Annotated in this window: 13 protein-coding genes and 1 riboswitch; of the genes, 5 read left to right on the forward strand and 8 right to left on the reverse strand. The window is 71.4% G+C overall.

What is annotated here, in order from left to right:
- Positions 1–52 precede the first annotated feature (52 nt).
- Both groL and ACIBJE_RS26435 read right to left on the reverse strand, forming a co-directional pair.
- A complete protein-coding gene (gene groL, locus ACIBJE_RS26430; protein ID WP_396752812.1) occupies positions 53–1,675 on the reverse strand; it encodes a chaperonin GroEL in 1,623 nt (540 codons plus the stop codon).
- Positions 1,676–2,431: 756 nt separating this feature from the next.
- On the reverse strand, positions 2,432–2,635 hold the full coding sequence (locus ACIBJE_RS26435; protein WP_013288855.1) for a cold-shock protein: 204 nt from the start codon (positions 2,633–2,635) through the stop codon (positions 2,432–2,434).
- Between the two features lie 224 nt (positions 2,636–2,859).
- Here ACIBJE_RS26435 and ACIBJE_RS26440 point away from each other — a divergent pair, with 224 nt between their 5' ends.
- Positions 2,860–3,390: a GNAT family N-acetyltransferase gene (locus ACIBJE_RS26440; protein WP_396752815.1), complete on the forward strand. Its 531-nt coding sequence runs from the start codon at positions 2,860–2,862 to the stop codon at positions 3,388–3,390.
- 179 nt (positions 3,391–3,569) lie between these two features.
- Here ACIBJE_RS26440 and paaN read toward each other — a convergent pair whose 3' ends face one another.
- The gene (gene paaN, locus ACIBJE_RS26445) at positions 3,570–5,246 is read right to left on the reverse strand and encodes a phenylacetic acid degradation protein PaaN (RefSeq protein WP_396752817.1); all 1,677 of its coding nucleotides are present in this window, start codon (positions 5,244–5,246) and stop codon (positions 3,570–3,572) included.
- Between the two features lie 42 nt (positions 5,247–5,288).
- On the opposite strand from paaN, the gene ACIBJE_RS26450 reads away from it, so the two are divergent.
- Complete coding sequence (locus ACIBJE_RS26450; RefSeq protein ID WP_396752819.1) at positions 5,289–5,960, forward strand: hypothetical protein; 672 nt, start codon at positions 5,289–5,291, stop codon at positions 5,958–5,960.
- On the opposite strand, the gene ACIBJE_RS26455 is transcribed toward ACIBJE_RS26450, so the two are convergent.
- Together ACIBJE_RS26455 and thrC are read right to left on the reverse strand one after the other, a co-directional pair.
- Complete coding sequence (locus ACIBJE_RS26455) at positions 5,899–6,918, reverse strand: GNAT family N-acetyltransferase (protein ID WP_396752821.1); 1,020 nt, start codon at positions 6,916–6,918, stop codon at positions 5,899–5,901. The two genes, ACIBJE_RS26450 and ACIBJE_RS26455, sit on opposite strands and share 62 nt — an antisense overlap.
- Before the next feature lie 292 nt (positions 6,919–7,210).
- Positions 7,211–8,497, reverse strand: coding sequence for a threonine synthase (gene thrC, locus ACIBJE_RS26460; protein WP_396752823.1), 1,287 nt, complete (start codon positions 8,495–8,497; stop codon positions 7,211–7,213).
- Positions 8,498–8,509: 12 nt separating this feature from the next.
- Positions 8,510–8,645, reverse strand: a riboswitch (SAM riboswitch).
- A 103-nt stretch (positions 8,646–8,748) separates the two neighbouring features.
- Here thrC and ACIBJE_RS26465 point away from each other — a divergent pair.
- Entirely contained in the window at positions 8,749–9,480 is a 732-nt protein-coding gene (locus tag ACIBJE_RS26465; RefSeq protein WP_396752825.1) for a prepilin peptidase, read from the forward strand.
- Positions 9,481–9,582: 102 nt separating this feature from the next.
- Positions 9,583–10,260, forward strand: coding sequence for a hypothetical protein (locus ACIBJE_RS26470; RefSeq protein WP_396752827.1), 678 nt, complete (start codon positions 9,583–9,585; stop codon positions 10,258–10,260).
- Positions 10,261–10,450: 190 nt separating this feature from the next.
- Here ACIBJE_RS26470 and ACIBJE_RS26475 read toward each other — a convergent pair whose 3' ends face one another.
- Entirely contained in the window at positions 10,451–11,281 is an 831-nt protein-coding gene (locus ACIBJE_RS26475; RefSeq protein ID WP_396752829.1) for an N-acetylmuramoyl-L-alanine amidase, read from the reverse strand.
- Between the two features lie 156 nt (positions 11,282–11,437).
- On the opposite strand from ACIBJE_RS26475, the gene ACIBJE_RS26480 reads away from it, so the two are divergent.
- Positions 11,438–12,802: a DNRLRE domain-containing protein gene (locus ACIBJE_RS26480; protein ID WP_396752831.1), complete on the forward strand. Its 1,365-nt coding sequence runs from the start codon at positions 11,438–11,440 to the stop codon at positions 12,800–12,802.
- Between the two features lie 40 nt (positions 12,803–12,842).
- Here ACIBJE_RS26480 and ACIBJE_RS26485 read toward each other — a convergent pair whose 3' ends face one another.
- Both ACIBJE_RS26485 and ACIBJE_RS26490 read right to left on the reverse strand, forming a co-directional pair.
- On the reverse strand, positions 12,843–13,430 hold the full coding sequence (locus ACIBJE_RS26485; RefSeq protein WP_396752833.1) for a hypothetical protein: 588 nt from the start codon (positions 13,428–13,430) through the stop codon (positions 12,843–12,845).
- Between the two features lie 91 nt (positions 13,431–13,521).
- Entirely contained in the window at positions 13,522–14,391 is an 870-nt protein-coding gene (locus ACIBJE_RS26490; protein WP_396752835.1) for an ABC transporter permease, read from the reverse strand.
- Positions 14,392–14,492 lie beyond the last annotated feature (101 nt).

A 14,492-nucleotide genomic window follows, 5' to 3' on the forward strand; every position in this document is an offset into this window, starting at 1 on the left:
AGGGGCGGACCGCTGACGCGGCCCGCCCCTTCGGCGTGTGTCGGAACCGGACTCAGAAGTCCATGTCCCCGCCACCCGGGCCAGCCGGGGCAGCCGGGGTCTTCTCCGGCTTGTCCGCGACGACAGCCTCGGTGGTGAGGAAGAGCGCCGCGATCGACGCGGCGTTCTGCAGCGCCGACCGGGTCACCTTGGCCGGGTCGATGATGCCCGCGGCCAGCAGGTCGACGTACTCACCGGTCGCGGCGTTGAGGCCGTGACCCGCGTCGAGGTTGCGGACCCGCTCGACGACGACGCCACCCTCCAGGCCGGCGTTGACGGCGATCTGCCGCAGCGGGGCGTCCAGCGCGATCTTGACGATCTGCGCACCGGTCGCCTCGTCGCCGACGAGGTCCAGCTTGTCGAAGGCGGTCTTGCCGGCCTGCACCAGCGCGACACCACCACCCGGGACGATGCCCTCCTCGACGGCGGCCTTCGCGTTGCGAACGGCGTCCTCGATGCGGTGCTTGCGCTCCTTCAGCTCGACCTCGGTGGCCGCGCCGACCTTGATCACCGCAACGCCACCGGCCAGCTTGGCCAGCCGCTCCTGCAGCTTCTCACGGTCGTAGTCGGAGTCGCTCTTGTCGATCTCGGCCCGGATCTGGTTGACCCGGCCCTGGATCTGCTCGGCGTCACCGGCACCATCGACGATGGTGGTCTCGTCCTTGGTCACGACGACCTTGCGGGCGCGGCCCAGCATCTCGACGTCGGCGGCGTCCAGCTTGAGGCCGATCTCCTCGCTGATGACCTGGCCACCGGTGAGGATGGCGATGTCGCCCAGCATGGCCTTGCGGCGGTCACCGAAGCCCGGCGCCTTGACGGCGACCGACTTGAAGGTGCCCCGGACCTTGTTGACGACGAGGGTGGCCAGGGCCTCGCCCTCGATGTCCTCGGCGATGATCAGCAGCGGCTTGCCGCCCTGCATGACCTTCTCCAGGATCGGGAGCAGGTCCTTCACCGACGAGATCTTGCTGTTGACGATCAGGATGTACGGGTCGTCGAAGACGGCCTCCATACGCTCCGGGTCGGTCATGAAGTAGGCGGAGATGTAGCCCTTGTCGAAGCGCATGCCCTCGGTGAGCTCAAGCTCCAAGCCGAAGGTGTTGCTCTCCTCGACGGTGATGACGCCTTCCTTGCCGACCTTGTCCATCGCCTCGGCGATGATCTCGCCGACGCTGGTGTCACCGGCCGAGATGGAGGCGGTGGAGGCGATCTGCTCCTTGGTCTCCACGTCCTTGGCGAGCTTGGACAGCTCCTCCGAGACGTTCGCGACCGCGGCCTCGATACCCCGCTTCAGGGCAATCGGGTTGGCGCCGGCAGCCACGTTGCGCAGACCCTCGCGGACGAGGGCCTGGGCCAGGACGGTCGCCGTCGTCGTGCCGTCACCGGCAACGTCGTCGGTCTTCTTGGCGACCTCCTTGACCAGCTCAGCGCCGATCTTCTCGTACGGGTCCTCGAGCTCGATCTCCTTGGCGATGCTCACACCATCGTTGGTGATGGTGGGGGCACCCCACTTCTTCTCGAGCACGACGTTGCGGCCCTTGGGGCCGAGCGTCACCTTCACAGCGTCGGCGAGCTGGTTCATGCCCCGCTCGAGGCCGCGACGGGCCTCTTCGTCGAACGCGATCATCTTGGCCATACGGCGTTGTCCTCCTGGACACTCACGGGCCACCCGAGTGTGTGTCCCGGATGGGCCGCCTGGTGTACGCACCTTGGGACGTCGCCACCTGGCGACGACGACGTCTCCTCGGCCGGGCCGGATAGCCCGCGACGACCGGCCATGTGCCACACGACTCGATGCCGCGCGACCGTGGCCCTACCGCCCCGACCATTGGCACTCACGCCATGCGAGTGCCAATGACTTGTTTAGCACTCTCCCCTGCCGAGTGCAAGCACGATGCCTCCGTCCGGCGCTCCCACCGGCCGGCCCACGCGGCACCGGGCCACGCCGCACCGGGCCACGCGAAGATCATGGCCTTGACGGGAAACTCGACCTCTCTGGACACGTCCACTTCATGCTCGACGTGGAGAGGGAGGAAGTGCCGGATCAGCGGGACGCCCCACGAGGCGGACGGCACGGGAGCGAGCGACCCCCACGACGGGGGATGCGACGCCGTATGCGGCATATCGGGGCGCCCGTACGGAGGGACACCCCGACATGCCGTAACTCGCGTCGGGCCGGCGGCTCGGGTGAGCCGCCGGAACGGACCGGCGGACGGGGGCGCGCCCGGCTCCGACAGGGATCGGATCCGGGGCAGGCCCTGAGGGAAAGGAGGGAACGGGGGAACGGAGGGGACGGATCGGCCGTGGACCTCGCCGCGGTTGTCCACCGGAGCGCCCGTGGCGTTGCCCCGCCGTGGGTGGCGACACCTCAGCGTCGCCCCACGTGGTCAACTCAGGCGATGACGCGCACCCGCTCGGCCTGCGGCCCCTTCTGCCCCTGAGCGATCTCGAACTCGACCCGCTGCCCGTCGTCCAGCGCCTTGTAGCCGTCCATCTCGATCGCGGAGAAGTGGACGAAGACGTCCTGCCCTCCGTCGACGGCGATGAAGCCGTAGCCCTTTTCGGCGTTGAACCACTTGACGGTGCCTTGCGCCACGGTGCACTTCCTCACTTCGCTGGGCGACACGCAACCCCCGACGCCGGTCCGATCGGCATCGGGACCACCGCTTTCCTCACCGGCCCGGAGCGGCCGATGTTCGGTGACCGAAATCGCACGCTACACGAAGCGTGACCGCAGCGCACGATCACAAACCTGGGCATATCGGGCGGCTCTCGACCCGGGATCGCATCGGCGGCCATCATTGCGGTAGGCATTCGGACATGACGCGGAATCCGGCCGGGCCGACGGCAGGCGTACCCACCGTCCGCCGGGTCCGCCCGACCGACGCCGCCCGCATGCGAGCCCTGCGGTTGGAGATGCTCGCGGACGCTCCGCTGGCCTTCCTGGAGACCCTCGCGGACGCCGCCGCCCGCCCGCACGCCGAGTACGCCGCCCGGATCGCGTACACCTCGACCGGCTCGCACACGGCGCAATTCGTCGCCGACCCCGGTGGCCGCCTGGTCGGGCACGCCGGGGGTGTCGCCTCGCCGCACGAGGCGGGCCTGACCGTGGTCTTCGGGGTCTACGTCACCCCCGCCTGGCGCGGCACGGGGCTGCTCGCCGACCTGATCGACGAAGTCGGTCGCTGGTCGCGGGCGTGCGGGCGACCGGAGCTGATGCTGGAGGTGGTGGTCGGCAACGACCGCGCCTACCGGTCGTACCTGCGGCTGGGCTTCACCGACACCGGCGTACGCGTGCCGCACCCCACGATCCCGTCGATGCGGGAACTCCAGATGCGCCGCCCCGCCTGAGCGGGCAGCAGAACCTCGCTCCTCCACGCGCCGCCCGAGTGGTTGCAGGGGACCCTTCCTACGCAAAAAACGGTAAGAAGGGCCCCCTGCTACCAACCAATCCAGCGGGCTACCAACCAATCCAGCGGGCTACCGACCGAACCGGCGGGCTACCGACCAAGCCGGCCGACCAAGCCCGGTCAGGCGGTGTGGCGGCGGCTCTGCACCACGCGGAACCGGTTCGCCACGTACGCGCCGTCGGTCAGGGCGGCGTTGGCGGCCGGGTTGGCACCGCTGGCGTGGAAGTCGGAGTACGCCGCCGACTGGTTGACGAAGACCCCACCGGTCAGGTTGCACGACAGGTGCACCCCGACCTCGATCGCCGCCGCCTCGGCCGCGTCGAGCACCGCCTCGTCGGTGGAGTAGACGGCGGCGGTCAGCGCGCCCTTCTTCCCCACCATGGTGCGGAGGATCTCCAGGCTCTGTGCGGTCGAGCCGGTGGCGATGACGAACGAGATCGGGCCGAACCACTCCCGGCCGTACGTCGCCGTGGCGTCCGCGTCGAGCTTGACGATGGTCGGCGTACGCACGACCGCGTCCGGGTGCGCCGGGTGCTCCAGCGGACGCGACTCCAGCACGACGTCACCGAGCTTGGCCGCCTCGTCCAGCCGCTCCAGCACCCCGTCGTTGACGATCGCACCGGTCAGCTCGACGGCACGGGCCGGGTCCGCGGTGAGCTTGCCCACCGCCGCGGCGATCCCGGCGGCCACCTCGTCGAAGCTCTTGTGCCCCTGGTCGGTGGTGATGCCGTCGGCCGGGACGAGGATGTTCTGCGAGGTGGTGCACATCTGGCCGCTGTAGAGCACCAGCGTGAACCCGAGGTTGCGGCACATGCCGGCGAAGTCGTCGGTGGAGTCGATCACCACCGTGTTCAGTCCGGCCTTCTCGGTGTAGACCGAGGCCTGGCGGGCGTGCTGCTCCAGCCAGTCGCCGTACTCGGTGGAGCCGGTGAAGTCGACGATCTTCACAGCCGGGTGCAGGGCCAGGTCGGAGGCGAGCTTCTCGCCCGGGGCCTCGGCCGCGAGCAGCACCAGGTTCGGGTCGAAGCCGGCCTCGGCGAGCACCTCCCGGGCCACCTGCACGGTGATCGCCAGGGGCAGCACCGCGCGCGGGTGCGGCTTCACCAGCACCGGGTTGCCGGTGACCAGCGAGGCGAAGAGACCGGGGTACGAGTTCCAGGTCGGGAAGGTGTTGCAGCCGATCACCAGCGCCAGTCCCCGGGGCACCACGTGGAAGGTCTTGGTCATCCGCAGCGGGTCGCCCTTGCCGGCCGGCTTCTCCCACCGGGCCGTCGCCGGGTGCCGGGTCATCTCCGCGTACGCGTACGCGATCGCCTCCAACGCCCGGTCGAATGCGTGCGCCCCGCCGGCCTGGAACGCCATCACGAAGGCCTGCCCGCTGGTGTACTGCACCGCGTTGGCCAGCTCGAAGATGCGCTTGTGCAGGCGGGACAGGATCTCCAGGCAGACCCCCGCACGGGCCTGCGGGCCGGCGTCCCGCCAGGCGGGCAGGGCGGCGGAGGCGGCGGCGACCAGCTCGTCGACCCGGGCGTGCGGGTAGCGCACGCCCAGCGTCACCCCGAACGGACTCGCCTCGGTGGCGATCCGGTCGCCGGTGCCCGGCTGGTCGAGGGGGAAGTCGCCGTCCAGGTACGCCTCGAAGGCAGCCCGCCCCTGCGCCGCGGCGGTCTCGCCGTACACGCGGGGGCTGGGGGACTCGGGGTAGGCGGACCAGTACCCGCGCTCGGAGATCGCGGTCAGCGCCCGGGTGAGGGTCTCGGCGTGCGTGGCGTACAGGGGATGCGGGGTCTCCGTCATGTCCGCCATCATGCCGCAGCCCGGGAGCAGTCGGTAAGGGCCGTGAGCCGGCCGGCCGTGCTCGGCCCGGAGGCCCGCCCTGAAGCCGTGCGCCGGCTGGCCGCGCCCGACCCGGGGGCCCGCCCTGAAGCGGTGAGCCGGCTGGCCGCGCTCGCCCCGGGGGCCCATCCTGGAGCCGTGCGGCAGCGGACGCGGACCACGCTCACCTGGCTCAACGGCACCACACCGGCCGGGCTGGCGCTGGCGGTCCTGGCCCGCACCACCCGGCGGCGCACCCCGGACGGGCTCGTCGTCGCCGGGGGCTACCGGCTGCCGGTGCCGAGGCAGCGGTGCTTCACGGTCGGTTCGGTGGTGCTGACCCGCCGCCCGCCCGAGTGGTTGCTGCACCCGGACCGCGCCGACCTACTCGACCACGAGCGGCGGCACACCGGCCAGTACGCGCTGCTCGGGCCGCTCTTCTGGCCGGCCTACTGGCTCGCCTGCGCCTGGTCGTACGCGCTGACCGGCACCTACGGCTGCGGCAACGTCTTCGAGCGGCGGGCCGGCCTGACCGCCGGCGGATACCCCGAGCCGACCCTCCGACCGTGGGCGGCGACCCTGCTCCGTCGGCCACCGGGCACCGCCGGTCGCGGGTCCGCCGGGGAGCGTACGGTCAGAGATCGAGCTGCCAGTTGGTCCAGGCGTCGACGGCGCGGAACCCGAGCTGCTCGTTGATCGCGATCATGTGCCTGTTGTCGGCGGCGTTCCAGGTGTCGATCTCGCGCAGCTCCGGCTCGTGCGCCAGCACGTACCGCAGATTCTCGATCTTGGTGAGCAGACCGAGCCGGTGCCCGCGGTGCGCCGGATCCACGATGGTGATCTGCTGGTCGGCGTGCCGGGGGATGGACGGCACCGCGACGATCATCGTCCAGGCGACCAGTCGGCCACTCGCCTCGTGCACCACTCCGCAGTGGTAGGTGGACCGTCCCCGGGCCGTCAGCACGCGCTCGATGCCCCGGACCCGGTCCGCGTCGACCCGGTCCGGCTCGATCACGAGATCCCCGATGGGCGAGTCGGTCACGAGGCGGCTGTCCAGGTAGGCGACGTCGGCGACGTACTCCTCGGGGGTGACCGCCTGCCAGGTGACCGTGCGGTACCCGGCGGCCCGCTCGCGCGCGTCGGCCAGCAGCGTGTCGTGGGCGGCGTGGTCCACCTGGTCGACCACGAGCCGGCGGCGTACCTCGCCCAGCGCCGGCTGCGCACCCAGCGCGGCGGCGAACCGCGCGCCGACGGCCGGCCGCTCCGGCCCCTCCGGCAGCGGCCCGACCGACGCCCCGATGATCCGCTTCCGACCCTGTTCGCGCAGCATCCGTACGGCGTGTTCGTACAACGCCCGCCCGATGCCGCGCCGCCGGTACGCCGGATGGACGGCCAGTTCGAGACCGGCGTTGTCGACGTTCTCCACCTGCGGCAGGTTGAGCGCCAGATGGCCCACCGGGACGCCGTCGAGGGTGGCCACCGCCATCAGGAGCGACCTGTCGGGCATCGGGTGCCGGATCGCGCCCTCGAACTGCTGACGGGACAGCCGTGGGAAATCCGGCAGGTCGACGGCCTGCGCGGCGGCGGCCACCTGGAACGCCGCGTCGATCGCGGCCTGGTCGGACTCGTCGAACGACACGATGACGATGCTCATGCCGACGAGAGTGCGCGCCGAAACGGCAACGGGCCAGCGATTAAATCGCTGGCCCGAGGAAGCTTTGGTCGGGAGGGACGATCGCACAACGCCGCCGGCGTTGGGTCGTAAGGCTTGAGAAGTCTTCGGCGAACGCCCTCCCGCAGGAAGCATCCTGCAACTGACCGGTTACTGGCGTCAAGTCCCTGGCGGGTGGTTTTTCGTACCCTGGGCGAACGGTCGGTTACCCGACGGATCGACCCGATCACCCGTTCGGGCGGGTCGGGTTGGTCCGTCGGGACGACCAGCAGGGTCAGCCGAGCAGCCCGGCGTCGCGGGCGGCGCGCAGCGACGGCTTGATCCGGTGGGTCGGGCCGACCTGGCCGGCGACCGCGTCGATGGTCTTCAGACCCTCGCCGGTGTTGAAGACCACCGTTTCGGCGGTCGGGTCCAGCCGCCCCGAGGCGACCAGCTTGCGCAGCACCGCGACGGTCACCCCGCCGGCCGTCTCGGCGAAGACCCCGGTGGTACGAGCCAACAGCCGGATCGCCGCGCGGATCTCCTCGTCGTCGGCGTAGTCCATCCACCCACCGGTGCGCCGCACCGCCTCCAGGGCGTAGAGGCCGGCCGCCGGGTCGCCGATGTTCAACGACTTGGCGATCCCGGTCGGCTTGACCGGGGTGATGGTGTCGGTGTCGGCGTGCAGCGCGGTGGCGATCGGGTTGCAGCCGGCCGACTGTGCGCCGAAGACCTTCCAACCGCCGGCCGGGGCCTCCACCAGCCCGATCTCGACCAGCTCGCTGAACGCCTTGTCGACCTTGGTGAGCAGCTCACCGCTGGCCATCGGGATGACCACCTGCGCCGGGATCCGCCAGCCGAGCTGCTCGGCCACCTCGTACCCGAGGGTCTTCGACCCCTCGGCGTAGTACGGACGGACGTTCACGTTGACGAACGCGGTGTCCTCGAACTCGTCGGTCTCGACCAGTTCACCGCAGAGGCGGTTCACGTCGTCGTACGAGCCGTCGATGGCGACCAGTTCGCCGCCGTAGACGGCGGTGGTGACCACCTTGCCCTGCTCCAGGTCGCCCGGGATGAACACCACCGACGGCACCCCGGCACGGGCGGAGTGCGCGGCGACGGAGTTCGCCAGGTTGCCGGTCGAGGCACAGGCGAAGCGGGTGAAACCGAGGGCTCTGGCGGCGGTCAGCGCCACCGAGACCACCCGGTCCTTGAACGAGTGGGTCGGGTTGGCGCTGTCGTCCTTGATCCAGAGCGGGGCGGTGATGCCCAGCTCGGCGGCGAGGTTGCCGGCGGCGACCAGCGGGGTCAGCCCGGGGTCGAGGGTGACTCGGGTGGCCGGGTCCTGGCCGGCGGGGAGGAGGGCGGCGTACCGCCAGAGGTTCTGCGGCCCGGCCTCGATCTGCTCCCGGGTGACCCGGGCCAGCGCGGCGGTGTCGTAGTCGACCTCCAGCGGCCCGAAGCACTCGTAGCAGGCGTGCTGGGCGGCGAGCGGGTAACGCGCCGAACAGGCGCGACAGACCAGGGCGCGGGCCGGGCTGGCAGTGGTGTCGATACCGGGGGCGACGATCGTCGACGTCATGTCGAGGGGGTCCTCTCATCTTTCCCCGCGTCGCACCCTGCGGCGGGGACGGATTTGGCACCTGCCCCGTCGGACGCTCAACTTTGAGCGCACGGGGTGGTTGCCGGGGCGTCGTCGGGCCGTATCCCTCAGCCCCTCTGGATGAGGTATTCAGTTGTGCTTGCGAGCATACGCACAGCCCAGCCCGCCTCCGCTCCCCCTTCCCATCCTGTGAACCATCCCACCCGTCCGGGCGCGGGTAGGGTGCGGGCGTGCCGCTGTGGATGGGGACGGTGGTGGGGGCCGCGATCGGATGCGGGGTGGCGGGAGCCCTCCTGCCCACGGCGGGCTACCGCCTCGCGGTGCCGTACGGCGAGCCGCCCCGAGAGTCCTGCTCCGGATGCGGCGTACCGCTGCGCCCCGGCGCCGCGGGATGGCTCGCCCGCCGTTGCGTCCACGGACACCGGCTGGGCGTCCCCTGGTGGATCACCGCCGCGCTCGCCGGGCTGGCCGGAGCGCTGCTTGCCGCGGCGCTCGGCACGGTGGCCGTCCTGCCGCTCCTGCTCGCCCTCGCGGTGCTGGGCGTGCTGCTCGGTGTCGTCGACGTCGCCTGCCACCGGCTCCCCGACGCGCTGGTGCTGCCGGCGCTGGCCGCCACGCCGCTGCTGCTCGGCCTCGTCGCGCTCGCCACCGGCCAGGGGGGCGACTGGCTACGCGGACTGCTCGCCTGCCTGACGGTCGGACTGGTGTTCACCGGGCTGGTCCTGCTGCCGGGTGGCGGCTTCGGGTTCGGCGACGCAAAGGTGGGCGCGCTGCTCGGCTGGTACCTGGGTTGGCTGGGCTGGGACGCGGTGCTCCTCGGCGTGGTGCTGCCCTGGGTGGTGAACGCGCCCGTGCTGCTGGTGCTCCTCGCCGTCCGACGTGTTCGCCGGCGGACGAAGCTGCCGTTCGGGCCGGCCCTCCTGGGTGGCGCGCTGCTGGCGGTGCTCGCCACCGCCCGGTGAGGGGCCGACCGCCGTTCGTCCGTGGTGGACGGTCAGCTGGTCCGGCCACTGGCGACGGTCTACTACTGTCCCGGTCACCTGTGTGGAGGAAGGTGACGGTCGATGCGTCGGAGCGTGGTTCCGGTGGTGGCGCTGGTGCTGGTCTGCGTGCTGACCGCGTGTGGCGGCAGTGGCAAGAAGAAGCGGTCCCGGGACGCCCGACCGGCTGCCGCCACCACGGCCGGGAAGGTCGCGCCGGCCGACCGGGACGAGGACGCCGGGCCGGCACGGGTCGACGCCAGTCCGAGCCCCACCAGGGCACCGCGCCGCAAGGTACGTGCCCTCACCTGCGCCGACCTGCGCAACGCGGAGCTGGGCAGCAACGGCGTACGGTACCGGGGCTACCCGAACCCGTTGCCGCTGCGCGACGGACGGTGGACGGGCGACGGTGCGACCGTGCTGCTCCAGAAGCCCTGCGCGACCGGCGACCTGGACGGTGACGGCGCGGTCGACGCGGTCGGCACCGTCATGCTCGATCCGGGCGGCTCGGGACGCTTCTGGAGCCTGGTGGTCTGGCGCAACGTCGACGGCAGGCCGCGCTACGTCACCGCCACCGACGTGGGCGACCGAACGCCGGTCCAGTCGATCCGCATCGCCGACCAGCGGGCCACCGTCGTCGGGCTCACCCGCTCACCGGGGGCGGCCATGGCCGAGCTGGACCTCCGTCGTACCGCCGTGCACCGGCTGACCGGCACCCGGTTCCCGGAGATCAGCCACACCGACGTGCCGTACGCTCCCTGAGCCACCGGCGGCCGGCCGCTACGTTCCGGGCCGTCGAGAGTGCCGGCTGGGTTGGTCGGTAGCAGGGGTCCCCTGTTACCGCTTTTTGCCGAGCAGGGGACCCCTGCAGAGCAATCGGCCGGGCCCGGAGCAGAGCGAGCCGCCGGGCCCGAGGAGAGCGAGCCGCCGGGCCGGGGCAGAGCTGGCCGGGTCAGGCGGCGAGGCGGCGGGCGAGTTCGTCGGCGACCTTCTTGGCCAGGTCGTCCGGGATCGCGGCGGCGATGGCCTGCGGGGTGAGCGTGGCCAGCACCCCTCGGACCACCTCCTGGCTGAGGTTGCCACCCTGGAGGTTCTGGACGCCCTCGTAGATCGTGTTGAACACCTTGAGGGCAGAGTAGCCGGCCGGGATGCCTCCGCCGTTGTACTGCCAGGGCAGGGCCCGCATCAGACTCGCCACGGTCGGGTCCTTCAGGATGGCAACGAACTCGGCTGGGGTCATGTCGTCCTCGCTCGGGTTGAGGGCCTGCTCGACCGTGGCCAGCAGGTGGGACCAGGGGAAATTGGGGCCGGGATCGGTGTGGGTGGTGCCGCCCCAGGCCAACCGCATGTCGTCGTGTCCGTAGAAGGCCCGCACCTTCGGGTCGGCCTTCATCTGGGCGACGGTGGCCCGGCGGGGCGCGACGTCGTAGTGCCGACACACGATCGCCAGCACCTCGGCCAGCCGACCCCAGGCCACGTTGTCGAGCCACCACTGGCGGCTGCTGGACGAACGACCGGAGATCTCCACCGCGATGGCGTTCTCGTTGCCGGTGCTGGAGCCGGCATGGCCGGCGCGGGCGGCGGTGTCCAGCGACTGGACGATCGAGTCGGCGTCGACGTAGAAGTGTGCGCTGACCCCGTCGGTGCGTCTGGTGGCGTAGCTGGCTTCCGCCTCGGCTGAGGCGGTGTTGTCGGTGGCGTGGATCGCGATGCCGAACTTCTGACCGTCACGGTCGTCGTAGGCGTTGCGGCCCTGGACAAAGGGAACTCCGGGGACTTTCACGATGACTCCGTCTCCGGTTGGGGACCGTCGGCCCGGCGACCGTGCCGGGCCGAATCCGGATGTCAACAGGGAACCAGCACCACCGTGACGGAGACATCAGTCTTCGTTGATCGGTCTTGACAGCCGGGTGACACTCGTCGGGCTCCCTTGGAAGGCATGAGAGCTCTCCGCGCCTGCGCACTCGTCCTCACGGTCCTGGCGGCGACCCTCGCCGTGCCGACTCCCGCCCTGGCGGTGACCACCACGGTCTTCCACGCCACCCGCGACACGTACGTCAACGCAAGCTCGCCGGCCACCAACTACAACGACCAACGGCAGCTCGTGGTCGCTGGCGACCCGGACCGCATCGCCTACCTCGCCTTCGCGGTCAGCGGCCTGACCGCGCCCGTCCTGCGTGCCTGGCTCCGGGTGCGGACCAGCAACGTCTCCCACGCCGGCAGCCCCAACGGCGGGCAGGTGTACCGGGTCGGGTCCGCCTGGTCCGAGAGCACCATGACCTACGCCGACCGCCCCGGAGCGACGGGGACGGAACTCGGCCGCTTCGGCCGGGTCCGCCCCGACAGCGTCTACGAGGTCGACGTCACCGCCGCGGTGACCGGAAACGGCGTACTCAGCCTGGGGATCTACTCCATCAGCCCGGACGGCGCCTACTACGACAGCCGGGAGGCCGGTGCCACGGGACCGCAGCTCATCGTCTACACCGGTGTTCCCGGCACCGACGAGACGGTGCTGCTCGCCGCCGGGGACATCGCCAGTTGCAGCACCGAACGGGACGAGCAGACCGCCCGCATCCTCGACGTCGAGGCGGGCGTCGTCACGCCCCTGGGCGACGTGGTCTACGAGAAGGGCACCCCCGAGGAGTTCGCCAACTGCTACCACCCGACCTGGGGCCGGCACAAGGCACGGACCCGACCGGCGGTGGGCAACCACGAGTACCTGACGCCGGGTGCGACCGGCTACTACGGGTACTTCGGGGCGGCGGCCGGCCCTGCGGGCAAGGGCTGGTACTCCTACGACCTGGCCGGCGGCCAGTGGCACGTGATCGTGCTCAACTCGAACTGCTCCCACATCGGCGGCTGCCACGCCGGCTCCGGGCAGGAGCAGTGGCTCCGCGCCGACCTCGCCGCCAGCCAGGCCCGCTGCACCGTGGCGTACTGGCACCACCCGCTGTTCGCCTCGGGCGGACGGGCCCGGCACGAGATGCGGCCGTTGTACCAGGCGCTCTACGACGCCGGCGCGGAGGTCGTGCTGACCGGACACAACCACCAGTACGAGCGGTTCGCCCCGCAGAGTCCGACCGGGGCGGCCGACCCGGCGCGGGGGATCCGGCAGTTCGTCGTCGGCACCGGCGGCCGGTCGCTCCAGGCGGACTTCCCGGACGTCGCGCCGAACAGCGAGGTCCGCAACGGCAGCGTCCACGGGGTGCTCAAGCTGACCCTGCTCACCGACCAGTACCGCTGGCGGTTCATGCCCATCGCCGGGCAGTCCTTCACCGAGGTCGGCTCCGGCACCTGCCACTGACCGCCCCAGATTCCGTCGATCACGGAGTTGTGGCGGGTGATCAGTGACGATTGTGAGGCTTGAGTGGTGCCCCAACTCCATGATCGACGGGGTCTTTCGACGGGGGCCGGAGCAGGGCGACGAGGGCGTGGCCGAGTAGCAGCAGGCCGGTGCCGACGCCGACCACCAGGGCCACCGGTCCGGACGAGACGAGGCCGACGACCAGGCCGACGAGCGCGACGAGGCAGACCGACAGCCCGAGCGGTCGCAGCAGCGGATCGCCCAGCACCGGGGCCAGTGGCAGGAAGTGCAGGCCCACGACAGCGCTGACCAGGACGGGGATGAACGCCGACCAGCCGACGAGCCCGAGCAGCGCCGCGCCCAACCCGGCGGCGGCGAACTCGACGACGACGACGAGCAGGTAGCGCCGGTCGGCGGCCCGGTCGCGGGGCGGTCCGTCGGCGCCCCGCGAGCGGGCGACGACGACGCCGCCGGTGAGCGCCGTCAGCAGGGCCGCCACGCTCGCCACCACCAGCACCGTGTCCAGCGGCGGATCCGCCTTCGGCACGCTGAACCAGAGGGTCGCGAAGACCCCGAGATAGAGCGCGGTCAGCCCCGCCTGCCGCCGGGTGCGTGTTCGTCCTGTCATCGTCGTCGTCACTGTCCGTCCGTGTGCTCGCGGTGGTGCCCCGAGGGGCGGTCCCGGCGATCCTACGGACGGGCGACGACGGAGTCGGCGGTCAGCTCGTGACGTCCTTGCGGGTGAAGCGCCAGAAGGCGAGGCCCCAGAAGAGCGTGGCGTAGCTGATCGCCGAGATGCAGCCGCGCACCACGTCGTCGGTCTGCACCGGCGTGGAGAGCAGGCCCAGCCAGGCGTTGCTGTAGTGGGTGGGCAGGAAGGTGCGCAGCACACCGAGAGCGGTGATCTGGTCGAGGATGCTGGACAGGATCCAGAGCAGCACCGCGCCGCCGACGGCGCCGAGCGCCGCGTCCGTGACCACCGACAGCAGGAACGCCAGGCCGGCCACGACCAGCATGACCACCGCCAGATAGCCGAGGACGGCGAGCAGCCGCAGCAGCCCCTCGCCCGGGGCCAGTTCGGCGGCGACCAGGCTGCGCAGCGGCGACCAGCCGTAGCGGAGGGTGCCGGCCAGCATGGCGGTGCCGGCGAGCAGGACCAGGGCGATCGCCGAGTAGGTGAGCGCGACCAGCAGCTTCACCGCCAACAGCCGGGCCCGGGGCACCGGGATGGCCAGCAGGTAGCGCAGGCTCCCCCAGCTCGCCTCGCTGGCCACGGTGTCCCCGCAGAACAGCGCCACCACCACGACCAGCAGGAACGATGCCGACACGAAGATGGTGAAGAGGGTGAAGTTCAGCCCGCCGGTGGTGGCGAACTCGACCAGGCTGGCGAACTCGCCGCCGCCGTTGTCGTCGTCACCGGAGTCGAACTGGAACGCAATCAGGATGATCAGCGGCAGCAGCACCATGAAGCCGAGCGCGAGCTGGGTACGCCGTCGCGACGCCTGCCGGCGGAACTCGGCCCGGAACGGCAGGGTCGCCGACGGGCGGTAGCCGGGGGCCGCGCCCACCGTGGCGGACGTCTTCGTCATCACCGGTCCCCCACTCTCCCGAGGCTGCACCGCAGGTTCCCCGCTTCCCTCGGCCCCCCACGCCGGTCTCCCGCTTCCCGGAGACCCCACCGCCGGTCTCC

Source organism: Micromonospora sp. NPDC050187, from assembly GCF_044459745.1.
In the GTDB taxonomy this organism is placed as follows: Bacteria; Actinomycetota; Actinomycetes; order Mycobacteriales; family Micromonosporaceae; genus Micromonospora.